This window comes from Klebsiella ornithinolytica NBRC 105727 = ATCC 31898 (genome assembly GCF_001598295.1).
GTDB lineage: Bacteria > Pseudomonadota > Gammaproteobacteria > Enterobacterales > Enterobacteriaceae > Klebsiella > Klebsiella ornithinolytica.
Genome location: NZ_BCYR01000009.1, coordinates 1 through 21991, shown reverse-complemented (window position 1 = coordinate 21991; position 21991 = coordinate 1). Strand labels below are relative to the sequence as shown.

Below are 21991 nucleotides of genomic sequence, written 5' to 3'. Positions count from 1 at the left end.
AGTATAGACGTCTGAACGGCTTAATCAGAACTTTTGAGGATCGAGGCAATGTCGCAATACCATACCTTCACCCCCGGCGATGCCGTGGCATACGCACAACAATTTGGCGGCATCGATGACCCGTCGGAGCTGGTGTCCGCGCAGGAAGTGGGGGACGGTAACCTCAACCTGGTCTTTAAGATTTATGATACCCACGGCGTGAGCCGCGTTGTCGTGAAGCAGGCCCTACCCTACGTTCGCTGCGTCGGTGAATCCTGGCCGCTGACCCTCGACCGCGCTCGTCTCGAGGCGCAAACCCTGGTGGCACACTACCAGCACGCCCCGCAGCACACGGTGAAAATCCACCACTTCGACCCCGAACTGGCGGTGATGGTGATGGAAGATCTCTCCGATCATCGTATCTGGCGCGGCGAGCTGATTAACAATGTTTACTATCCGCAGGCCGCCAGCCAGCTGGGGGAATATCTGGCCCAGGCGCTGTTTCATACCAGTGATTTCTACCTCCATCCGCATGAGAAAAAGGCTCAGGTCGCCCGGTTTATCAATCCGGAGATGTGCGAAATCACCGAAGACCTGTTTTTCAACGACCCGTACCAGGTTCACGAACGCAATAACTACCCGGCCGAACTGGAAGCTGAAGTGGCCGCCCTGCGTGACGACGCGTCGCTCAGGCTGGCAGTCGCGTCGCTGAAACATCGCTTCTTCTCGCATACCGAAGCATTGCTACACGGCGATATTCACAGCGGCTCCATTTTTGTTGCCGAGGACAGTTTTAAAGCCATCGATGCGGAGTTCGGCTATTTCGGCCCGATAGGTTTTGATATCGGTACCGCCATCGGCAACCTGCTGCTGAACTACTGCGGCCTGCCGGGGCATCTGGGCATTCGCGATGCCGCCGCGGCTCGCGAACAGCGTCTACACGATATTCAGACGCTGTGGAATACTTTTGCCGAACGCTTCCACTCTCTGGCAGCGGAGAAAACGCGCGATGCGGCGCTGGCCTGGCCCGGCTATGCCTCCGCGTTCCTGAAAAAAGTATGGAACGACGCGATTGGCTTCTGCGGCACCGAGCTGATTCGCCGCAGCGTCGGCCTGTCCCACGTCGCCGATATAGAGACGATTCAGGATGAGGCCATGCGCCACGAGTGCCTGCGCCACGCAATCACCCTGGGTAAAGCGCTGATTGTGATTGCCGACCGTATCGACAGCGTCGAAGAGCTGGTGGCACGGGTGCGCCAGTACAGCTAAGCGCAGTCTGTATGCCGGGTGGCGGCTGACGCCTTACCCGGCCTACGGCCCTTTGACATCTTCCCGGCCTACGCGCCTGACGCCTTATCCGGCATCTCGTCCGGGGTTTTGTAGGCCGGGTAAGCGCAGCGCCACCCGGCAAAAAACTACCCGAGATACTCAATCACCGACAACCCGCCGTTGTAATCCGTGCTGTAGATAATTCCCTGCGCATCAACAAACACATCGCAGGACTGAATGACCTGCGGGCGACCCGGACGGGTATCCATCATTTTCGCCGGTGCGGCCGGTACCAGCGCCCCGGTCTCCACCGGACGATAAGGGTTGGAGATATCGTAAGCGCGAACGCCCGCATTCTGGTAAGTGGCAAAAATCAGCGTTGAGCTAATGAAACTACCGGGGCGATTCTCATGCAGATTATGCGGACCAAAGTGCGCCCCTTTTGCCACGTAGTCGGCTTCATCCGGCGGCGGGAACGTGGCGATACTCACCGGGTTTGTCGGTTCGCGGATATCAAACAGCCAGATCAGCTTCTCCCCATCCTGCTGGTTATCAAGCACCGCTTCATCCAGCACCACCAGCAGATCCCTGTCCGGCAGCGGCAGCGCCGTATGGGTTCCGCCGCCAAACGGCGGGCTCCAGTTGCGATGGCTAATCAGCGTCGGCTGTGTTCTGTCCTTCACGTCGAGCAGCGTCAGGCCACCGTCGCGCCAGCTACCGTAGGCGGTATCCCCGGCGATAATGGCGTGATGCAACGCGTAGCGCTTGCCCTGTGGCCAGTCCGCCGTCTCCCCTGCCGCCAGGTTCATCCCCGGCAACCACCAGCGTCCGGCCACTTCCGGTTTGCGCGGATCCGCCAGATCGATGGTCAGGAAGATATAATCGCTAAAACCGTCGATCAGCGCAGAAACGTAGGCCCAACGACCGCCAACGTACCAGATTCGATGAATGCCGATACCGCTGAGCGACAAAAAACCTATCTCGCGCGGATGCTCCGGATGCGAAATATCGAACACTCGCAGCCCGGCGCTCCAGCCCTTATCCTGCACATCGCTGACCGTCTCGCCCACCGAACGGGTGTAGTAAACTTTCTCGTCGGCAAAGCGAGCGTCGGCAAACAGATCGCGGGCATTGATGACCAGCAGCAGATCATCATGCGCCTGCAAATGCACGTTCCAGGTCCCCGGCGGCGCGGCAATGTAGTTTACCGCTTTCGGACGCGCCGGATCGCGAACGTCGACCACCGAAAAGCCCTGCGATACCATATGACCGATATACGCAAAGCCACGGTGCACCATGAGCTGGACGCCGTCCGGGCGTCCTCCCTGATCGCTATGCCCAATCAGCCGCATATTGCGGCTGTAGTCGGGGCGCGGTAATTCAGTCTCAGTCACCTTGAGCTCCTTTTGCCGGATAGCGGCAGCGCCTTATCGGGCCGACGAAACCGCAGACCCGGTAAGCGCAGCGCCAGCGGGCGTTACTTGTTTTTTGCTTCCAGCGTGGCAAACCACGGGGCGATAAAGTCTTCCGTCTGGCCCCAGCCCGGAATGATTTTACCCAGCGAGGCAACGTTCACCGCCCCCGGCTGCGCCGCCAGCAGCGCCTGCGGAATAGCCGCCGCTTTGAAGTCATAGGTTGCAGGAGTCGGCTCCCCGGCAATCTTATTGGCGATCAGGCGCACGTTAGTGGCGCCGATAAGCTTCGGATCCACCGCCACGCTCACTTTCCACGGGCTGCCGGATTCACGCATCAGCTGCAAATCCTGGTTAGAAATATCAATGCTGTAGAGTTTGATTTCGCTGCGGCCGTTCTCCTTTAGCGCTTTATAAGCCCCCTGGCTGAACGCATCCCAGGTTCCCCAAATCGCATCGATCTTGCCTTTCGGATATTTCGCCAGAATCGCCCCAACTTTATTGGCGGTATCGCCCTGCACGTCGGAAGAGACGGCGCCAATCGACTCCAGCTCTTTAATCCCCGGGTTTTGCTTAAGCAGCGTCTGGTAAGCGGCCTGGCGGCGTTCCATCGGCGGGAAGCCGGCGACCCACAGTTTGACGATGTTGGCTTTACCGTTGAAATCTTTCACCAGTTGGCCAAAGGAGAGCTCGGTCAGCGAAGCATCATCCTGCTGGGTGACGGTGACACCCGGGATCTCGCCGTTAACCGCAGTATCGAACACGGCAACTTTAATCCCGGCGTCCACCGCTTTTTTCACCAGCGCGGTCGAGTACGGATCGCGTCCCTGGGAGAGAATAATGCCGTCGTATTTCTGGCTAATCGCCTGGTTAACGAAGTCCTGGAATTTGGCGTCATCGCCGTTGCTCAGGAAGGTGCTGATTTTGAAACCGAGCTTTTTACCCTCCTGGATGGCCCCGGAGACAAACTGGGTGGTGTTATCGTCGGAACCAAGATTACGGATCACCGCGATACGAATCGGGCCGCTATGTTCGGCAATCGCCGCCGGAATCGGCGTCGGAGTTTCAGCAAAGGCCGCCGCAGAGTTGAACAACCCCAATGCGATGAGTGAAAGCGTTATCTTTTTCATGGTGTTTACCCTGTAAAATTTTATGTGCGGCGCTGAAAGTAGGTCAGTGCGAGCGCGCCAGCCAGCACCAGCCCTTTAATAATGTCCATGGCGTAGTACGGCACCGACAGCATCACCAGGCCGTTGGAGAGCACGCCAAGAATCACCGCCCCCACCAGCGTGCCCAGCGCGTTCGGTTTACCTGAACCCGCCAGTGAAAAGCCTATCCACGCCGCCGCCACCGCATCCATCAGGTAGCCGCTGCCGGCATTAACCTGCGAGGAACCGATGCGCGAGGCCAGTAAAATGCCGCCCAGCCCGGCCAGCAGCGAGGCGATAACATAGGCCGCCACTTTATAACGGGTGATGCGCAGCCCGGAGAGCCGTGCGGCCTCTGGGTTTCCGCCGATGGCGTACATTCTCCGCCCGTGCGTGGTGAACGAGAGCGCCAGCTGAGCCACCACGGTCACCACCAGCATCACGATCACAATCGTAGGCACCTGTCCCAGCGCACCGAAGGCGGCCGGAATCACCCCTTCCGCCATGTCGCCACTCGGCAATACCATGTTCTCGGTAATCGAGCCGCCGTAGCTGTAGGTCATTGCCACGCCCTGAATCACAAACAGGCTGGCGAGGGTAGCCAGCATGTCGGGAATGCGCAGGACGACAATCAAAAAAGCGTTGAACAGCCCCACCAGCGTACAGAGCGCCAGGGTGATAAGGATCGCCTCGGTGGTGCCGAAGCCGTGCCAGACAAACAGCGAAATCACCAGCGCGTTTGCCAGCGAAGCCGTTGACCCCACCGACAGGTCAAAGCCGCCAATGGTTAACGACACAGAGACGCCGATCGCAATCACCGTCACGATGGCGATGGAGCGCAAAATGTTGATGATGTTGAACGGGTCGAGGAAGTTGTCCGAGGCGAGGCCAAAAACGGCAATCAGCGCCACCACGGTCAGCAACATGCCCCATTTATAAAGAAAATCAAAAAATCGCTGACGACCCGATGCCGTCGCGTTAACTGTCAGGGCCTTGCTCACGCTGCTGCTCCTCCGGTGGAGTAATAAAGTAGTGTCTCTTCCCGGGCCTCAGCGCCCGGAATTTCTGCGACGATACGGCCATCCCACAACACGCAAATGCGGTCGCACAATCCCACCAGTTCAGAGAATTCGCCCGAGGCATAGATAATCCCCTTCCCGTCGCGCGCCAGCCCGTCGATCAGGGTGAACAGGTCGGTTTTTGCTTTCACATCGACACCCTTGGTCGGCTCGTCGAATATCAAGACGTTGGCGTTACCGCGCAGCCATTTGCCGATCGCCACTTTCTGCTGATTGCCGCCGGAAAGCCGGCGCAGGGTCTGAGCCGGACCGGTGGTACGAATCCCGATCCGGGCGATCACCTCTTCCGCCCAGCGCCACGCCTGGCGATGGCCGAACAGGCTCCAGCGCGAAAAGCTGTTATCGGCGCTGACCGCCAGGTTCATGCCGATCGGTTCTTCGATAAAAATGCCCTCTTTGCGTCGCTCTTCCGGTACCAGCGCCAGCCCGCGCAGCACAGAATCTGCCGGGTCGCGGGGCCGCCACGGCTGGCTGTTCAACTCCCCGCGCGTCAGGCGGCTTTTGCTGGCGCCAAACAGCGCTTTGCACAGTTCGGTTTTTCCCGCGCCGGCCAGACCGGCGATACCGAGAATTTCGCCTTTGCGCAGCCGCAGCGAAATATCCTGCAACAGCCCCTCGTCATGCAGACCGTCAACCTGTAACAGAACCTCTTCGCCGTGGGGCGGGCGTTTCGGCGGGAAGATATCGCTCAGCTCGTGGCCGAGCATCTTCTCGACGATCTGCTCGCCGCTCAGATCGTGCATCGGGCTGCTTTCAATCAGCTTTCCGTCGCGCAATACCGTCAGGGTGTCGCAGATAGCCTTCAGCTCATGAATACGGTGGGAGATGAACACCACGCCGATCCCCTGCTGCTGCAGACGGCGTACCACTGTAAACAGGCGCTCACTTTCATGTTGATCCAACGGCGCGGTGGGTTCATCCAGAATTAAAAACCGGCAATGGTGCGACAGCGCGCGGGCCAGCAGAATTTGCTGCTTCTCGGCCAGGGTACAGCTGTCGATGGGGCGACGCACATCGAGCGTAATATCCAGCTGGGCCAGAGCCTCGCGCGCCTGCTCACGCACTGCGCGCCAGCTGAAGCCCAGCCCCGGCTCCGCCAGACGATCCAGCATAATGTTTTCCGCAATGGACAGGCCGGGCACCAGCGCCACATCGACCTCCTGCTGCACCAGATGAATGCCCAGCAGTTTCGCATCCCGCGGCGAGCGAACGCTCACCGGCTGATTATTGATGACGATCTCGCCCTCATAATGGGCGTGCGTTCCGCACAGCACCGCCATCAGCGTCGATTTCCCCGCCCCGTTAGCACCGGTCAGCGCGTGTACCGACCCTCCCCGCAGGGTGAACGCCACATTGCTCAGCGCCCTGAAACCGGAAAAGGCCAGATTAATGTTGTTCATCTCAAGACGATTCACTGTCATCCGCCGGGACCTTTACGATTAATATTCTGATTTAACGAATTTTTCACAGCCGACCTTGACTGACAACTGCGTAAAAGGCATAAGATAAAACGAAATAATATTAGCCATCCGGATGTCCAGACATAACATCAGGTTAGCGAAACGAAATAAGGACAGCGTTCATGAGCAACAGCGATATCCGCGTGGTACCCGGCCCGGCTAACTATTTTTCCCATAACGGCAGCCTTGCCCACCTGCACGATTTTTACAGCGACGAGCAGCTTGCCCGCGCCATCTGGATCTACGGCGAGCGCGCCATCGCCGGTGCGCAGCCCTTCCTGCCGGGGGCGTTTCACGCCGTCGGCGCCAAAAAAGTGCTGTTTAGTGGGCACTGCAGCGAAAGCGACGTCGCGCAGCTGGTCGCGGAAGCCGGGGATGACCGGGCCGTGGTGATTGGCGTCGGCGGCGGCGCGCTGCTGGATACCGCCAAGGCCGTGGCCCGGCGGCTGGGTCTGCCGGTGGTGGCCATCCCGACCATCGCCGCCACCTGCGCCGCGTGGACCCCGCTATCGGTGTGGTACAACGACGCCGGCCAGGCGCTGCATTTTGAAATTTTTGATGACGCCAACTTCCTCGTGCTGGTGGAACCGCAAATCATCCTCAACGCTCCGGCGGAATATCTGCTGGCGGGAATCGGCGATACGCTGGCGAAATGGTATGAAGCGGTGGTACTGGCGCCGCAGCCGGAAACGCTGCCGCTGACCGTGCGCCTGGGGATTAACGACGCGCTGGCCATTCGCGACGTTCTGCTGCAAAGCAGCGAAACCGCGTTGGCGGATCAGCAGCGCGGCGAACTGTCGCAGGCGTTCCGCGACGTGACGGATGCCATTATCGCCGGCGGCGGGATGGTCGGCGGCTTAGGCGAGCGCTATACCCGCGTCGCCGCCGCCCATGCGGTGCATAACGGCCTGACGATCCTGCCGCAGACTGATAAATTCCTTCATGGCACCAAGGTTGCCTACGGTATTCTGGTGCAAAGCGCCCTGCTGGGTCAGGACGACGTGCTGGCCCAGTTGATTAACGCCTGGCAGCGTTTCAACCTGCCCACGACCCTGGCGGAACTCGACGTGGATATCCACAATCGGGACGAACTGGAGCGGGTCATTGCCCATACCCTGCGTCCGGTGGAGTCGATCCACTTCCTGCCGGTGGAACTGACGCCGCAAAGCCTGGCCGCCGCTTTTGAGAAAGTGGAAAACTTCCGCAGGCAGGTGCATTGACGGACAGCAATCTCGCTCTATACCTAATGATGCATCTCCCACTCACAGTACGAGGTCATCATGCAGATCGAGTTAACGGGTAAAAAAGCGTTGGTTACCGGCGCCAGTCGCGGAATTGGCCGCGCCATTGCGCTGTCGCTGGCGCAGGCGGGCGCCGATGTGGTTATCACTTATGAAAAATCCGCCGATAAAGCGCAGGCGGTGGTCGACGAGATTGTGGCTCTCGGCCGCCGCGGCGCGGCGATTCAGGCCGACAGCGCAAACGCCCAGGCGATTCAGCAGGCCGTCACACGCACGGTAGAGACCCTCGGCGGGCTGGATATTCTGGTCAATAACGCCGGGATCGCCCGCGGCGGCCCGCTGGAGTCGCTGTCGCTGGAAGATATCGATGCGCTGATCAACGTCAATATCCGTGGCGTGGTGATCGCCATCCAGGCAGCGCTGCCGCATCTGCCCGCGGGAGGGCGCATTATCAATATCGGCAGTTGCCTCGCCAACCGCGTCGCCTCACCGGGCATCGCGGTCTACGCCATGACCAAATCTGCGCTCAACTCGCTGACCCGCGGCCTCGCCCGCGATCTCGGGCCGCGCGGCATTACCGTAAACCTGGTGCATCCGGGCCCTACCGACAGCGATATGAACCCTGCGAACGGGGAGCAGGCCGACTCGCAGCGTCAGCTTATTGCCGTCGGACATTACGGTCAGCCGGATGACGTCGCCGCCGCGGTGACCTTTCTGGCCAGCCCGGCGGCCGGACAAATCTCCGGCACCGGTCTGGATGTTGATGGGGGACTTAATGCCTGACGCCTGAGAAGGCGACTAAAAGCCTATCCCCGTAGGCGTGTTGCCGCCAGTCTGGCCGCGGACAGCGCGGAATCACCGGAGCGTACACGCAGTAGGTGAGGATGGTGAGCACCGCCCTGGGTCAAAATGGCAAATAAAATAGCCTAATGGAATAGGCTCTTAGCAGCACTTCGCCCCCCCTTTTCCGCCGTAGCGTGCATCCTGTCGCTCGCGAAAGAACTCTTCATAGGTCATCGGCGTTTGCTCAGGATGCGTCAGGCGAATATGCTCGACATAATTATCGTAATCGGGCACGCCAATCATCATTTTCGCCGCCTGACCCAGATACTTCCCGGCTTTCGAAAGGGTATCAAACATAGTGCTCTCTCATGGTCCCCCTTTCCGCACGTGGAAAGGGGGTAGGGTTTAATGTGCGCGCTTCGCCTGCGCCGCCATCGGCTCTGCAGCGGCAGGTAACGCCTCATAAGGCGTCTCTTTCGCCGTCGGTTTATCCTCTTTCAACGCCGCCAACGCGGTTTTGATGGAGAAGAACGCCAGCACCACCACAACCACCATAAAGAAGATGGTTAATCCCGCATCCAGACGGTTGTTAAAGACCAGCTGCGCCAGCTGAGATTCGGTGTACTGAGGCGGAATCGTGCCGCTGTCGATCATCGCCTGGAACTTATTGGCAATCGCCAGGAAGCCGACTTTGGTGTCCGGACTGAACGACTTTTGCCAGCCGGCGGTCAGGGTGCAAATCAACAGCCAGGACGTCGGCAGCAGCGCAACCCAGGCATAGCGTTCGCGCTTCATTTTAAACAGTACCACCGCACACAGCATCAATGCCATCCCCGCCAGCATCTGGTTAGCGATACCAAACAGCGGCCACAGCGTATTGATGCCGCCGAGCGGGTCAACAACCCCTTGATGCAGGAAGTATCCCCACGCCAGCACGCAAAGCCCGGTCGCCAGCAGGTTGGCCGGCAGCGAGTTGGTTTTCTTCAGGCCCGGGCTGAGCACGCCCAGTAAATCCTGCAGCATAAAGCGCGCTGCGCGGGTGCCCGCATCCACTGCCGTCAGGATGAACAGTGCTTCAAACAGAATGGCGAAGTGGTACCAGAAGGCAACATCCATCAGACCGCCCAGCGAGCCGTGCAGGATGTAGGCCATCCCCACCGCCAGCGTCGGTGCGCCGCCGGCCCGCGAGATGATCGACTGCTCGCCCACTTCGCTGGCTATCTGGCGCAGCGTGTCCGGCGTAATGCTAAAGCCCCAGCTGCTGACCACCTGTGCGGCAGAGGCTACCACATCGGTGGTGCCAGCCGGCGCCAGTACCGCCATCGGGCTGTTCATCGCAAAGTAGACGCCCGGATCGATAACACAGGCCGCCACCAGCGCCATGATGGCGACAAAGGACTCCATCAACATACCGCCGTAGCCGATAAAGCAGGCCTGGCCCTCATTCGCCAGCATCTTAGGCGTGGTTCCGGATGAAATCAGCGCATGGAAGCCGGAGACCGCGCCGCAGGCGATGGTGATAAACAGGAACGGGAACATGCTGCCAGACCAGACCGGGCCGGTGCCGTCAATAAATTTGGTCAGCGCCGGCATGGTCAGCGTCGGACGCATAATCAGAATCCCAATCGCCAGCCCGACGATGGTGCCGATTTTCAGAAAGGTCGACAGGTAATCACGCGGCGCCAGCAGCAGCCACACCGGAAGAACGGCGGCAATAAAACCATAGCCCACCAGAATCCAGGTCAGCTGTACGCCGGTATAATCAAACCACGGCGCCCAGGTCGGGCTTTCCGCCACCCATCCGCCGGAGACAATCGCGAATACCAGCATCACCAGACCAATCACCGACACTTCGCCGATGCGTCCCGGACGCAGGTAGCGAATGTAGATCCCCATAAAGATCGCCAGCGGAATAGTGAAGGCCACGGTATAGGTGCCCCACGGGCTGTGGGTCAACGCTTTCACCACGATCATCGCCAGTACGGCGAGGATAATCACCATAATCATAAAGCAGGCCACCAGCGCCAGCACTCCGGCGGTTGGCCCCATCTCTTCTTTCACCAGCTCGCCGAGAGAACGTCCGTCGCGGCGCGTAGACACAAACAGCACCATAAAGTCCTGCACCGCGCCGGCCAGCACTACCCCGGCGAGGATCCAGATCATCCCCGGCAGATAGCCCATTTGCGCCGCCAGCACCGGTCCTACCAGCGGCCCCGCACCGGCAATCGCCGCAAAATGATGACCGAACAGCACTTTTTTATCGGTCGGGACATAATCAAGGCCGTCGTTATGCCGAACGGCGGGGGTCATGCGCGTCGGGTCAACCGCCAGCACATTTTTGGCGATGTAGAGACCGTAGAAACGATAGGCGATCAGATAAATGCAGACTGCCGCGACGACAATCCATAACGCATTAATCTGTTCACCTCGGTTTAAGGCGATATAGCCGAGGGCAAAGGCTCCGACAACCGAGAGCAATGTCCAGATGAGGTATTTCCCTGAATGATTCATCGTTGCGTTCCACCGGTAAGGTAATCAGGATGTTACATTTTGTTTCTAGAACACAACGCCGGGTTTAACAACATTGAAACCGTACAGATGTCGTACAAAGACAGGGATTTATCTCACATTGCTAGCGAGATCACTTCTGGGGGGAAAATGGAATGTATCGCCAGCAAGAAAGCGCTACATGATACGTCGTCAGACGACACCCCGGCTCGCGGCGTAAACGCCTGAACCAGGCAACCTTAGCGCACCGGTCCGTCGCCCGACTAAGCGTAGCGCCAGCCGGGAAAACAGAGAGGTTAGCCCGGGCCGTAAGTCAGCCGCAGAGTATGGCAACACCAAGGACATTTCCGGAGATGGCACATTGCGCTTTGTCCGGGCGACAAAATCACCGGCGGTTGTGGGCCCGTCGCCCGGCTTAAGAGTTCACCCCGCGCGCCGGGAGCAGACCTCCTCAGCCCAGTACCGCGGTGCCGAGGCGGCAGGTGCAGCAGCGACGGCCCCGCTCGTCGAACACCGCAATCTCCCAGCTCTGGTTCTGACGTCCCAGGTGCAGAGGGCGACACTCGCCGCGCACACGACCGCTCGAGACCGCCCGATGGTGGGTTGCATTCAGCTCGGTCCCCACCACGCACTGGCCCTCTTCGGTCATCAGCCAGCCGGCCATCGACCCCAGCGTCTCCGCCAGCGCCGCGGAGGCGCCGCCGTGCAGCAGGCCAAACGGTTGATGCGTACGCGCATCAACCGGCATACTCGCCTCCAGCAGCCCCTCTTCCAGCCGGGTGTAGACAATCCCCAGGTGAGCGACCATCGTATTGTCGCTGGTGGCATTAAGCGCCTCCAGCGTCAGCTGACGTTTCCAGGCCATTTATGCCCCCAGCGTCGAGCCGCCGTCCACCACGATATCCTGCAGCGTGATATGGCTGGCGTGATCGGAAGCGAGGAACAGAATCGTGCTGGCAATCTCCTGCGGACGCGCAATTTTACCCAGCGGGATCCCGAGCTTAAACTGCTCGCCGAAACCGCGGATACGGCGCTGCTCGGCATCCTCACTTACCCACAGCGTGCGCTGCATATCGGTGTCGGTGGAGCCCGGAGAGACCAGGTTGCAGCGTACGCCGCTGCCCGCCAGCTCCAGGCCCACGGTCAGCGCCAGACTTTTCAGCGCCGCCTTTGAGGCGCCGTAGGCGCTCATGCCGATGCGCGGCGTATGCGCGGCATCGGAGGCGACGGTGACGATTGCCCCGCCCTGCTGGCGACGGAACTGGCCCATCGTCTGCTGGAACAGGTTAAACGCCCCGCCGACGTTGACGGCGAAAGTCTGCTGCCATGCGTCCAGACTCAGCTCATCGGTCGCGCCCATGCGCAGAATCCCCGCGGCGTTAACCAGCACATCCAGCCGATCGATGCCTTTCAGCAGATGCCCGCATACCTCGGCCACCTGCTGCGCATTGGCAACATCCAGCGTGTGGGTGGCAAACGGATAGTCATCCCCCTCGAAAGCGAGATCGAAACCGCTCACCCGAGCGCCGGCCTCAACAAACGCCAGCGCCGTTGCGTATCCAATCCCCTTACCGGCGCCGGTGACCCAAACGGTTTGCCCCTGAAAATCCAGCGCGGCCATTATTTCACCTCACGGGATAGCAGCGCCCACCAGGCGTCAATGGTCGGGTTTTTCGCCAGCATCACGAAATCAATATCGCCGTGCACTTTGCGCCAGCGGGCGGCCAGCGCCATCATGCGTACGGAGTCCAGACCATAGTCGATCAGGTTTTCGTCATCCATGGGCTCGTCGGATTCATCGAGCAGCGGCAGTACCAGCGCACGCAGCGCCGTTTTTGATGCCGGCAGCGGCAGCAGCTCTTCGGTCATCACGACGCGGCCACAACGACCGGCAACATATTTCAGCGACATCAGATGCTCTTCGCGGCTAAAGTCAGCCAGCGCATCGGCGACGAAGAATGGTTTAATGTCGCGCATAAAGGCGTCGGTCGCGGTGGTCATACAGCCGATATGGGCATAGACGCCGGTGATAATCAGCTGATCGCGGCCGCTCTCTTTGAGCATCTCTTCCAGCGGCGAGCGGTGAAACGCGCTGTAGCGCCACTTCACCAGGACGGTGTCGTGTTCATCCGGCGCCAGCGCGGCAATCACCCGCTGCTGCTCCGGCGAACGGGTCAGGCCCGGTCCCCACATATCATTCAGCAGGGCGCGATCTTCATCGCTTTGCTCTTTCGGCTGCGCGGTGTAAAACACCGGAATATTATGCTGTTTGCAGAAATCACGCAGCGCGGCAATATTGGCAACGACTTTCGCCATCATGGCGCTGTCTTCACCCCAGAAGTTGAGGAAATATTCCTGCATATCGTGGATCAGCAGCGCGGCGCGGGATGGCTCAAAAGCCCAGTTCACTTTGTTCGCCGGGATGTCGCTGGCTTCCGGCAGCGTGTAAGCCTGTAATTCAGGGATGGCCATTCTCTTTTCTCCTTCAGCCCGGCTCGCGTGAAGCCAGCCACTGGCGTAGTTGTTTTTTATCGACTTTGCCCACCGGCGTCAGCGGCAGTGCATCCAGGCACTCCACACGGTCCGGCAGTTTAAATTCTGCGACGCCCTGTTCGCGCAGGAAGCGACGTACCGCTACCGCGCGCAGCGGCTCTTTCACCACCAGATACGCGCAGCTTTTCTCGCCCAGCAGGCTATCTTCCATGCTGACCAGCGCGGCATGGATCACCGCCGGATGGCGCAGCAGCAGGTTTTCAACTTCCTCCGCCGCGATCTTCTCGCCGCCGCGGTTGATCTGATCTTTTTCACGCCCCTGCACGGTGATATAGCCGTCCTCGTCGATCGAAATAAGATCGCCGGAGCAGTAAAAACCGTCGGCATCAAACGCTTCGGCGTTATGCTGCGGACTTTTGTAGTAGCCGCGGAAGGTGTATGGACCCCGGGTCATCAGACGCCCCACCTCACCACGGGGTAGCGGGTTGCCGTCGGCATCCGCCACCCAGACCTCATCGTCCGGACACATCGGGCAGCCCTGGGTATTGATGATGCGTTCCGGGCTGTCGTTGAGGCGGGTGTAGTTCACCAGCCCTTCCGCCATGCCGAAGACCTGCTGAAGCTGGCAGCCAATCTCCGCCGGAATCCGCGCCGCCAGCGTTGCCGACAGACGCGCGCCGCCAACCTGCAGCAGCCTCAGCGAACGCAGCTGCGCGTTCCCGGCCCCCTCGCGGATCGCCTGTAGCCACAGGCTGACCGCCGGCGGCACCAGCGAAGCGACGTTAATCTGATGTTGTTCAATCAGCGGGAAGCAGAGCGTGGCGCTCGGATCGGCGGCCAGAATCACCCGACCACCGGCCAGAAACACGCCGAGGGAACCCGGCGAGCTCATCGCGTAGTTATGGGCGGCGGGCAGCGCGTTGAGGTAGCGGGTTTCCGCGCTGATGCCGCAAATTTCGTTACTGCGACGGATGCTGTAGTCGTAGTCGTTATGGGTGCGAGGTATCAGCTTCGGCGTACCGGTACTGCCGCCGGAGAGCTGGAAAAAGGCCACTTCATCGGCAGGCGTCGGATTAGCGATAAAGTTCTCCGCCGGCCGCGCGATCGCCGCCGCCAGATCGTATTCACCGCAATCGTTGCGCAGCAGCACAACCCGTACTGACGCATGCTGCTCAACAAAGCCATTCAGGAAATGATCATCGGCAAACAGCGCATGCTCACGATCGGCAATCAGCAGCGCGGGTTCAATTTGCGTCGCGTAGGCATTCAGCTCGCTGCGCTGATGGCTGAATAACGCATTCACCGGCGCCACTCCGATACGCAACAGCGCAAACAGGGTGATGTAGAATTCGGCGACGTTGCCCAGTTGCACCAGCGCGGTTTCACCGCGCTTCAGCCCCAGACGCTGGAGCGACGAGGCCAGGTTATCCACCTGCTGATTGAACTGACGATAGCTGTGCTGCTTATCACCGTCGATAATGGCGATGGCGTCGCTGTCGGCGTGACGGGTAATCAGGTTGGTTAATGGCAAATCCTGCCAGTAGCCCTTTTCGCGGTAGCGGGCGGCAAAACTTTCCGGCCAGCGGTTAAATGCAATCATCATTGCCTCTTAATTCAAGCCAAACACATTCAGCATGGTCGTCAGTTTGACGCCGGTTTCACGCCACTCACCCAGCGGAGAGGAGGCCGGAACAATCCCCGCGCCGGCAAACAGACGCAGCGTACGCTGATGCAGGCGAGCGCAGCGAATCGTCACCACCCATTCGCCGTTACCTTCGTCATCGCACCAGCCAACAATGCCGCCGAACAGCTGGCGATCGAACGGTTCAAGCTCGGCAATCAGTCGTTTCGCCACCTGATGCGGGAAACCGCTCAGCGCCGGGGTCGGATGCAGCAGGCAGGCCAGCGACATCGCGTTCTCCTGCGCCAGCGCGGTACCTTCAATCGGCGTCGCCAGGTGCCACAGCGTCGGCGTGGTGACCAGCTGCGGGGAATCCGGCAGCGACAGTTCGCGGCAGCGCGGAGTCAGCACCGTCTTCATTGCCTGGGTCACCAGTTCGTGCTCGTGGCGATCTTTTCCGGAAGCCAGCAGCTTGTTACCCGCCTCGCGATCCAGTACGTCATCCGGCTGGCGACGGGCCGAACCGGCCAGCGGCAGGGAGCTGAAATGATCGCCCTCTTTACGCAGCAGCAGCTCCGGGCTGGCGCCCAGCAGCACGCCGCCGTCGGAGAGCGGCACGTGGAAGTTAAAGCTGGCCGGATTCTGCGCGATCAGGCGCTCGAGCAGCGCGCCGCTGTCCACGCGTTCGCGGGTGGTAATGTCGATCAGGCGCGACAGGACAACCTTGTCCACTTCCGGCGTCGCGGTCAGCTCGGCGGCCCGCTCCACCATCGCCATAAAGGCATCCTGTTGAGGAATCTCCTGACGATCCACGACATCCATTGGCGTCTGGGCGCTGAAGTAGCGCGCCGACTGCTGTTTACCGGTGCGGGAGAAATTCTCCCAGCTCTCTGGAATAAACAGCTCGGAAGGCTGGTTGGTATCAAACGGGATAGCGCCGACCATCACCGGCTTACGGATCCCGGCAGCCTTCGCGTCGGAGAACGCGGCCGCCATACTCCGCTGAAACTCCCCATCGAGCAGCGCGCCATCGGCGGCCGAGTGGGAAAAACGGCTAAAACAGCCCGCGGTACGAAAACTGCGGTACGGCGACATAAAGAAGAAGCTTTCCGGCAACAGGGTCATTTTTTGTTCCTGTACATCCTCGGCCAGTGACGTTTCCATATCATCCTCCAAAAACGATAAAGATATTACGAATAATTATCATTTATATTTTGGTTGGCTAACCTAAAAGGTATTGCCTGCCATGTCAACCGTACAAACGGCATGTTGTGCGACTTAGGCTTGCATCCACGCACGACAAAGCTGAAAATGAGACGCATTTATCCCAACTGAATCAGGATGCGAATTCGTGAATTTGTCCACATTATGCCGCCGTACCCTGCTGGCCTGCGGGCTGGTGCTTTTAGGAATTACCTCAGCTCTGGCGGCCGACTGGCCTCGTCAGGTGACCGATAGCCGCGGCGCACATACGCTGGAAAGCAAACCACTGCGCATCGTCTCCACCAGCGTCACCCTCACCGGATCCTTACTGGCGATTGACGCGCCGGTCGTCGCCAGCGGTGCAACCACGCCGAACAACCGCGTAGCCGACGATCGGGGATTTCTGCGTCAGTGGAGCGCCGTCGCGAAAGAACGTAAGCTCGCGCGCCTGTACATCGGCGAACCCAGCGCCGAGGCCGTCGCCGCGCAAATGCCGGATCTGATTCTGATCAGCGCTACCGGCGGCGACTCCGCCCTCGCGCTGTATGACCAGCTCTCCACCATCGCGCCGACGCTTATCATTAATTACGATGACAAAAGCTGGCAGGCGCTGTTGACCGAACTGGGGCACATCACCGGCCACGAAAAGCAGGCGACGGCGCGTATTGCTGAGTTTGATAAGCAGCTCGCCACCCTGAAGCACCAGATGAAACTCCCGCCGCAGCCGATCAGCGCGCTGGTCTATACCGCCGCCGCCCACAGCGCCAATCTGTGGACGCCGGAATCCGCTCAAGGTCAGATGCTTGAACAGCTGGGCTTTAAACTGGCGACCTTACCCGCCGGTCTGCATGCCAGCCAAAGCCAGGGGAAACGCCATGACATTATCCAGCTGGGCGGCGAGAATTTAGCCGCAGGCCTCAATGGCAACAGCCTGTTCCTGTTTGCCGGTGACGGAAAAGATGCCGATGCGATTTACGCCAACCCGCTGCTGGCGCACCTCCCGGCGGTAGAGAACAAGCGCGTCTATCCGCTCGGTACAGAAACATTCCGTCTCGATTACTACAGCGCCATGCTGGTACTGCAGCGTCTCGCCACGCTCTTCAGCTAACCCATCATGCCCGGCAGGCGCTGCGCCTGACCGGGATGCCCCTGCGCGTTTAACTTTCGCTGACCGCCTCAGGACGCTGGAAACGACGCAGCTCTCCCAGCAGCCCAATCAGTATTACGCCGACAATCACCAGCACCCAACCGCTGGTGCTTGCCGACGCGACCGGCGTCATCATCGCCCCCAGTCCGCCGAGCAACGCGGCGCCAATCGCATCGCCAGTGACGTTCTGCGCGGTCCACAGACCGTTAATACGCCCGAGCATCGCTTCCGGCGTCTGGGTCTGAATCAGGGTGTACTGCAACAGCGAGCTGATCGCGCTCAGCCAGCCAAATAGCGCCAGACACAGCGCGCCCAATGCCCAGACCGGCATCAGGCTGAACAGCGCAATGGCCACAAATGAGCCGACCGTCGTCATCAGCATCAGAGCGCCCGGTTTCGCCGTTTGCGCCAGCTGACCGCTGGTCAACGCCCCAAGCGCTGCCCCCAGCGGAATAGCGGCATAAAGCAAACCAATCTGCGAGGCCGACATCTGCCAGCCGTCGGCCAGCGCCGGATAAAGCACCCGAACCGCGCTCGCCATTGTCAGCAGACCGCCCAGCAGAGCAATCCCGCCAATCAGCGGGCTATTGAAGAGGAACTTCAGCCCCGCCAGCAGCGACTTCAGCGGGTGTTCCCGCGGCTGAGGAGGCGGCGGTAGCAGCGGCAACCGCAGCAGGGTCAGGGTGGTGATAAACGTCCCCGCCGCCGCCAGGCCATAGTTCCAGGCCACCCCGCCGGTGGCCAGCAGCAGACCGCCGATCATCGGCGAAATCACCGAGCCCAGACGCACCGTCAGCATGGTGATCGCGCCGGCCTGCATCAGGTTTTCACGCCCGACCAGCGCCGGCGTCGCCGCCAGCAGCGCCGTCACGCCCAGCGAAGCAAAAAAACCATCCCAGATACCCAGCAGATAGATAGCGATGAGCGACGGCTCAGGCAGCAGCGCGTTGAGGCACAGACCGACAAACCCCACGCCGCAGGTCCCACGCGCCAGCAGAATCAAACGTTTCCGCTCATAGCGATCCGCCAGCACGCCGCCGACCATCAGGCCAACAAACATTGAGCAGCCGGTCAAAGTGACCGAGAGCCCCACCTGCCAGGTAGAGTGGGTCATCATCTGGATTTGGACCGGAATCGCCACGCCCAGCAGGCCGAGCGACAGGATCGAGATAAAACGGGCGATAAAGACGGCGCGAAACGCCGGATGGGTTTGCAGCAGACTGAGATTCAGCAGCCGGGATTGTCGGTTCATTACAGCGCCTTGTTATTATTTTCCATCAACGCGCGATCGTTCAGGCAGCGTGCTTATTGGCTGTACTTCCTTAGCCCGGTCATACGGTTAGCGATACTTCCAGGCAAGCGTGCGTTTGCCGCCGCGATGCATTCTGAATGATTTTGCGTATACCATTCTTGTGGGCCGCCATGCTAACATAACTGAACAGAATCGATAACGATAATTACTATCATTATCATGTCAGGGATGTGAATTATGTCGTTTTCTACGACCACGGTGCGCGCCGTTGCCGTACCGGGTCTGTTACTCGTTTTAGCCTTTGCTATCGCTCTCAGCCTGCTGATTGGCGCCAAACCTCTTCCAGTGAGCGTCGTCGTGGATGCTTTTTCCGCTACCTGTCAGAGTGCCGACTGCACGATCGTGCTGGACGCCCGGCTGCCGCGAACCCTGGCGGGACTGCTGGCCGGCGCCGCGCTGGGCCTGGCAGGATCGCTGATGCAGACTCTGACGCGTAATCCCCTTGCCGACCCCGGCATTCTCGGCGTGAACTCCGGCGCCAGCTTCGCAATTGTGCTGGGTGCCGCGCTGTTTGGCATCCACTCCCCGCAGGAACAGCTGCTGATGTCGTTTTGCGGCGCGTTTGGCGCCTCGCTGCTGGTGGCCTTTACCGGCAGTCAGGGCGGCGGTCAGCTCAGCCCGGTACGTCTGACGCTAGCCGGCGTGGCGCTGGCGGCCGTGCTGGAAGGGCTCTCCAACGGGATTGCGCTCCTCAATCCTGATGTCTATGACCAGCTACGTTTCTGGCAGGCCGGCTCGCTGGATATTCGCACTCTGCAGACGCTGAAAATCGTCCTCCTGCCGGTGGTGATTGCCGCCGTCGTGACGCTGCTGTTAAGCCGGGCGTTGAACAGTCTGAGTCTCGGCAACGATACCGCCACCGCGCTCGGCAGCCGGGTGGCCCGCACTCAGTTCATCGGCCTGCTGGCGATTACCGTGCTTTGCGGTAGCGCCACGGCGGTCGTTGGCCCCATCGCTTTTATCGGCCTGATGATGCCGCATATGTCGCGCTGGCTGGTGGGCGCTGACCATCGCTGGTCGTTGCCGGTCACCTTACTGGCAACCCCTGCCCTGCTGCTGTTTGCCGATGTATTGGGCCGCCTGTTGGTCCCCGGTGAACTGCGAGTCTCGGTAGTCAGCGCCTTTATCGGCGCGCCGGTACTGATTTGGCTGGTGCGCCGTCAGCCGCGCGGAGGTGCAATATGATCGCCCCTTCCCGCCGGCTGCTGCTCAGCTGTCTGCTTCTGCTGGCCGCCAGCCTGCTGGTCTCCCTCTGGGGTCTCGGCAGCGGGCTGGTGCCGTTAAGCGTCGAGCAGGTGCTTTCCGCTCTGCTGGGCGATGCGCCGCGTAACATCACTATGGTGGTCACCGAATGGCGACTGCCGCGGGTGCTGATGGCCCTGCTGATCGGTGCGGGGCTTGGCGTCAGCGGCGCCATTTTTCAGTCGCTGATGCGTAACCCGCTGGGCAGCCCGGACGTGATGGGCTTCAACACCGGCGCCTGGAGCGGCGTGCTGGTAGCGATGGTGATGTTCGGCCAGAACCTGGCGGCGATTGCGCTGGCGGCGATGGCCGGCGGCGTGTTGACCGCGCTGGTGGTGTGGCTGCTGGCCTGGCGCAACGGCATCGAAACTTTCCGCCTGATTATTATCGGCATCGGCGTTCGCGCCATGCTGGTGGCCTTCAATACCTGGCTGCTGCTGCGCGCCTCGCTGGAGACCGCTCTCTCTGCCGGACTATGGAATGCCGGCTCGCTCAATGGCCTGACCTGGAGCAAAACCTGGCCCTCGGCGCCGCTGATTGTGCTGATGCTGGTCGCGGCGGCGCTGCTGGCGCGGCGCATGCGCCTGCTGGAGATGGGCGACGATACCGCCTGCGCGCTCGGCGTGCGGGTAGAACGTTCGCGCCTGCTGATGATGCTGGTGGGCGTGGTGCTGACCGCCGCTGCCACCGCGTTAGCCGGACCGATCTCGTTTATCGCCCTGGTCGCGCCGCATATCGCCCGTCGCCTGAGCGGCACCGCGCGCTGGGGGCTAACCCAATCGGCGCTCTGCGGCGCGCTGCTGCTGGCGCTGGCTGACTACAGCGCCCAGCGCCTGTTTATGCCCTATCAATTACCGGTGGGAGTGGTGACCGTCAGCCTCGGCGGTATCTATCTCATCGCGCTGTTAATTCAGGAGTCCCGCAAAAAATGACCGCCGAAACGACCCGTTTGCGCGGCGACCAGCTAACCCTGGCGTACGGCAAAAAGACCATCGCCGAATCGCTGAATGTGACCATTCCTGACGGCCATTTCACCGCGATCATTGGCCCTAACGGCTGCGGGAAATCGACGCTGCTGCGTACCCTGAGTCGCCTGATGACGCCGGCCAGCGGCCATGTTTATCTCGACGGTGAGCAGATCCAGCGCTATGCCAGCAAAGAGGTGGCGAAGCGCATCGGTCTGCTGGCGCAAAATGCCACTACGCCGGGGGATATTACCGTTCAGGAGCTGGTGGCGCGCGGCCGCTATCCGCATCAGCCGCTGTTTACCCGCTGGCGTAAAGAGGATGATGACGCGGTCAACAGCGCCATGAGGGCGACCGGAATAACCGACCTGGCACGACAAAGCGTCGATACGCTCTCCGGCGGCCAACGGCAGCGGGCCTGGATTGCGATGGTGCTGGCGCAGGAAACGGCCATTATGCTGCTCGACGAACCCACCACCTGGCTGGATATCAGCCATCAAATCGATCTGCTGGAGCTGCTGAGCGAGCTCAACCGCGAAAAGGGGTATACCCTCGCGGCGGTACTGCACGACCTCAACCAGGCCTGCCGCTACGCAACGCATCTGATTGCCTTGCGCGAGGGTAAAATCATTGCCGAGGGGGCGCCGAAAGAGATTGTCACCGCCGAATTGATCGAGCAGATTTACGGCCTGCGCTGCATGATCATTAACGATCCGGTCGCCCATACGCCGCTGGTCGTGCCGCTGGGGCGCCGGTAACGCCTCCCGCTTGAAGATCCGCCCGGTGGCGCTGCGCTTACCGGGCCTACCGTCCTGCATCCTTGCGCGGGTGCTGCACCGCTCCGTAGGCCGGGTCAGGCGGCAGCCGCCCGGCAATACCCTCCGGGCTCACCCAGAATCTCCCGCACGACCGGAGCATCGAGGCTTCGCCCGGTGGCGCTGCGCTTACCGGGCCTGCCGTCTGCATCCTTGCGCGGGTGCTGCACCGCTCCGTAGGCCGGGTCAGGCGGCAGCCGCCGCCCGGCAATATCCTCCGGGCTACCCGAGAATCTCCCGTACGACCGGAGCATCGAGGCTTCGCCCGGTGGCGCTGCGCTTACCGGGCCTACCGTCCTGCATCCTTGCGCAGG

The 21991-nt window shown here is 60.6% G+C and carries 20 protein-coding genes; 7 read left to right on the top strand and 13 right to left on the bottom strand.

Features of this window, described 5'->3' with window-relative positions; translation table 11 throughout:
* The first annotated feature begins 48 nt into the window (after positions 1-48).
* Positions 49-1248 (top strand): S-methyl-5-thioribose kinase, encoded by a 1200-nt coding sequence (mtnK, locus tag ROR01S_RS17370; protein WP_004859402.1) that lies wholly within the window; start codon positions 49-51, stop codon positions 1246-1248.
* 146 nt (positions 1249-1394) lie between these two features.
* Here the strand turns inward: mtnK and ROR01S_RS17365 are convergent, their stop codons facing one another.
* The 4 genes from ROR01S_RS17365 to ROR01S_RS17350 all read right to left on the bottom strand — a co-directional run bounded on the left by ROR01S_RS17365 (position 1395) and on the right by ROR01S_RS17350 (position 6308).
* The gene (locus ROR01S_RS17365) at positions 1395-2600 is read right to left on the bottom strand and encodes an LVIVD repeat-containing protein (RefSeq protein ID WP_044349695.1); all 1206 of its coding nucleotides are present in this window, start codon (positions 2598-2600) and stop codon (positions 1395-1397) included.
* Between the two features lie 125 nt (positions 2601-2725).
* Positions 2726-3790: a sugar ABC transporter substrate-binding protein gene (locus tag ROR01S_RS17360; RefSeq protein ID WP_004859396.1), complete on the bottom strand. Its 1065-nt coding sequence runs from the start codon at positions 3788-3790 to the stop codon at positions 2726-2728.
* Positions 3791-3810: 20 nt separating this feature from the next.
* Positions 3811-4809 (bottom strand): ABC transporter permease, encoded by a 999-nt coding sequence (locus ROR01S_RS17355; RefSeq protein WP_004859391.1) that lies wholly within the window; start codon positions 4807-4809, stop codon positions 3811-3813.
* On the bottom strand, positions 4806-6308 hold the full coding sequence (locus ROR01S_RS17350; RefSeq protein WP_004859389.1) for a sugar ABC transporter ATP-binding protein: 1503 nt from the start codon (positions 6306-6308) through the stop codon (positions 4806-4808). Before ROR01S_RS17350 ends, ROR01S_RS17355 begins: the two co-directional genes overlap by 4 nt.
* Positions 6309-6469: 161 nt before the next feature.
* Between ROR01S_RS17350 and ROR01S_RS17345 the strand changes: the two genes are divergently transcribed.
* Entirely contained in the window at positions 6470-7567 is a 1098-nt protein-coding gene (locus tag ROR01S_RS17345) for an oxidoreductase (protein ID WP_064359725.1), read from the top strand.
* A 60-nt stretch (positions 7568-7627) separates the two neighbouring features.
* The gene (locus ROR01S_RS17340; RefSeq protein WP_004859381.1) at positions 7628-8371 is read left to right on the top strand and encodes an SDR family NAD(P)-dependent oxidoreductase; all 744 of its coding nucleotides are present in this window, start codon (positions 7628-7630) and stop codon (positions 8369-8371) included.
* Between the two features lie 159 nt (positions 8372-8530).
* On the opposite strand, the gene ROR01S_RS17335 is transcribed toward ROR01S_RS17340, so the two are convergent.
* The 7 genes from ROR01S_RS17335 to entC all read right to left on the bottom strand — a co-directional run bounded on the left by ROR01S_RS17335 (position 8531) and on the right by entC (position 16157).
* The gene (locus ROR01S_RS17335; RefSeq protein WP_004859378.1) at positions 8531-8728 is read right to left on the bottom strand and encodes a YbdD/YjiX family protein; all 198 of its coding nucleotides are present in this window, start codon (positions 8726-8728) and stop codon (positions 8531-8533) included.
* 48 nt (positions 8729-8776) lie between these two features.
* Positions 8777-10882 carry a pyruvate/proton symporter CstA gene (gene cstA, locus ROR01S_RS17330; RefSeq protein WP_004859376.1) on the bottom strand — a complete coding sequence of 702 codons (2106 nt, stop codon included), beginning with the start codon at positions 10880-10882 and terminating at the stop codon, positions 8777-8779.
* Between the two features lie 448 nt (positions 10883-11330).
* The gene (gene entH / locus ROR01S_RS17320; RefSeq protein ID WP_004859373.1) at positions 11331-11744 is read right to left on the bottom strand and encodes a proofreading thioesterase EntH; all 414 of its coding nucleotides are present in this window, start codon (positions 11742-11744) and stop codon (positions 11331-11333) included.
* On the bottom strand, positions 11745-12500 hold the full coding sequence (gene entA, locus ROR01S_RS17315; protein WP_004859369.1) for a 2,3-dihydro-2,3-dihydroxybenzoate dehydrogenase EntA: 756 nt from the start codon (positions 12498-12500) through the stop codon (positions 11745-11747).
* A complete protein-coding gene (locus tag ROR01S_RS17310) occupies positions 12500-13351 on the bottom strand; it encodes an isochorismatase (protein WP_004859366.1) in 852 nt (283 codons plus the stop codon). Before ROR01S_RS17310 ends, entA begins: the two co-directional genes overlap by 1 nt.
* A gap of 13 nt (positions 13352-13364) precedes the next feature.
* Complete coding sequence (entE, locus tag ROR01S_RS17305; protein ID WP_004859363.1) at positions 13365-14972, bottom strand: (2,3-dihydroxybenzoyl)adenylate synthase EntE; 1608 nt, start codon at positions 14970-14972, stop codon at positions 13365-13367.
* Positions 14973-14981: 9 nt separating this feature from the next.
* Positions 14982-16157, bottom strand: coding sequence for an isochorismate synthase EntC (gene entC / locus ROR01S_RS17300; protein WP_015584922.1), 1176 nt, complete (start codon positions 16155-16157; stop codon positions 14982-14984).
* A 187-nt stretch (positions 16158-16344) separates the two neighbouring features.
* Between entC and fepB the strand changes: the two genes are divergently transcribed.
* Positions 16345-17304, top strand: coding sequence for a Fe2+-enterobactin ABC transporter substrate-binding protein (fepB, locus tag ROR01S_RS17295; protein WP_004859357.1), 960 nt, complete (start codon positions 16345-16347; stop codon positions 17302-17304).
* 49 nt (positions 17305-17353) lie between these two features.
* Here the strand turns inward: fepB and entS are convergent, their stop codons facing one another.
* On the bottom strand, positions 17354-18595 hold the full coding sequence (gene entS / locus ROR01S_RS17290; protein ID WP_004859354.1) for an enterobactin transporter EntS: 1242 nt from the start codon (positions 18593-18595) through the stop codon (positions 17354-17356).
* Between the two features lie 237 nt (positions 18596-18832).
* Between entS and fepD the strand changes: the two genes are divergently transcribed.
* From fepD to fepC, 3 genes are read left to right on the top strand one after another with little or no spacing between them, the layout of a single operon-like run.
* Positions 18833-19840, top strand: coding sequence for a Fe(3+)-siderophore ABC transporter permease (gene fepD / locus ROR01S_RS17285; RefSeq protein WP_064359724.1), 1008 nt, complete (start codon positions 18833-18835; stop codon positions 19838-19840).
* A complete protein-coding gene (gene fepG, locus ROR01S_RS17280) occupies positions 19837-20829 on the top strand; it encodes an iron-enterobactin ABC transporter permease (protein ID WP_015584925.1) in 993 nt (330 codons plus the stop codon). The genes fepD and fepG overlap by 4 nt, the downstream gene beginning before the upstream one ends.
* The gene (fepC, locus tag ROR01S_RS17275; RefSeq protein WP_064359723.1) at positions 20826-21620 is read left to right on the top strand and encodes an iron-enterobactin ABC transporter ATP-binding protein; all 795 of its coding nucleotides are present in this window, start codon (positions 20826-20828) and stop codon (positions 21618-21620) included. The genes fepG and fepC overlap by 4 nt, the downstream gene beginning before the upstream one ends.
* A 95-nt stretch (positions 21621-21715) precedes the next feature.
* Here fepC and ROR01S_RS17270 read toward each other — a convergent pair whose 3' ends face one another.
* On the bottom strand, positions 21716-21931 hold the full coding sequence (locus tag ROR01S_RS17270) for a hypothetical protein (protein ID WP_015584927.1): 216 nt from the start codon (positions 21929-21931) through the stop codon (positions 21716-21718).
* Positions 21932-21991: the final 60 nt, after the last annotated feature.

Excerpts from the sequence above, each read along its gene's own strand:
- mtnK (WP_004859402.1), top strand. The coding sequence starts at position 49 with ATGTCGCAATACCATACCTTCACCCCCGGCGATGCCGTGGCATACGCA.
- ROR01S_RS17365 (WP_044349695.1), bottom strand. The coding sequence starts at position 2,600 with ATGCGGCTGATTGGGCATAGCGATCAGGGAGGACGCCCGGACGGCGTC.
- ROR01S_RS17360 (WP_004859396.1), bottom strand. The coding sequence starts at position 3,790 with ATGAAAAAGATAACGCTTTCACTCATCGCATTGGGGTTGTTCAACTCT.
- ROR01S_RS17350 (WP_004859389.1), bottom strand. The coding sequence starts at position 6,308 with ATGACAGTGAATCGTCTTGAGATGAACAACATTAATCTGGCCTTTTCC.
- ROR01S_RS17345 (WP_064359725.1), top strand. The coding sequence starts at position 6,470 with ATGAGCAACAGCGATATCCGCGTGGTACCCGGCCCGGCTAACTATTTT.
- ROR01S_RS17340 (WP_004859381.1), top strand. The coding sequence starts at position 7,628 with ATGCAGATCGAGTTAACGGGTAAAAAAGCGTTGGTTACCGGCGCCAGT.
- ROR01S_RS17335 (WP_004859378.1), bottom strand. The coding sequence starts at position 8,728 with ATGTTTGATACCCTTTCGAAAGCCGGGAAGTATCTGGGTCAGGCGGCG.
- cstA (WP_004859376.1), bottom strand. The coding sequence starts at position 10,882 with ATGAATCATTCAGGGAAATACCTCATCTGGACATTGCTCTCGGTTGTC.
- entH (WP_004859373.1), bottom strand. The coding sequence starts at position 11,744 with ATGGCCTGGAAACGTCAGCTGACGCTGGAGGCGCTTAATGCCACCAGC.
- entA (WP_004859369.1), bottom strand. The coding sequence starts at position 12,500 with ATGGCCGCGCTGGATTTTCAGGGGCAAACCGTTTGGGTCACCGGCGCC.
- ROR01S_RS17310 (WP_004859366.1), bottom strand. The coding sequence starts at position 13,351 with ATGGCCATCCCTGAATTACAGGCTTACACGCTGCCGGAAGCCAGCGAC.
- entE (WP_004859363.1), bottom strand. The coding sequence starts at position 14,972 with ATGATTGCATTTAACCGCTGGCCGGAAAGTTTTGCCGCCCGCTACCGC.
- entC (WP_015584922.1), bottom strand. The coding sequence starts at position 16,157 with ATGGAAACGTCACTGGCCGAGGATGTACAGGAACAAAAAATGACCCTG.
- entS (WP_004859354.1), bottom strand. The coding sequence starts at position 18,595 with ATGAACCGACAATCCCGGCTGCTGAATCTCAGTCTGCTGCAAACCCAT.
- fepD (WP_064359724.1), top strand. The coding sequence starts at position 18,833 with ATGTCGTTTTCTACGACCACGGTGCGCGCCGTTGCCGTACCGGGTCTG.
- fepG (WP_015584925.1), top strand. The coding sequence starts at position 19,837 with ATGATCGCCCCTTCCCGCCGGCTGCTGCTCAGCTGTCTGCTTCTGCTG.
- fepC (WP_064359723.1), top strand. The coding sequence starts at position 20,826 with ATGACCGCCGAAACGACCCGTTTGCGCGGCGACCAGCTAACCCTGGCG.
- ROR01S_RS17270 (WP_015584927.1), bottom strand. The coding sequence starts at position 21,931 with ATGCTCCGGTCGTACGGGAGATTCTCGGGTAGCCCGGAGGATATTGCC.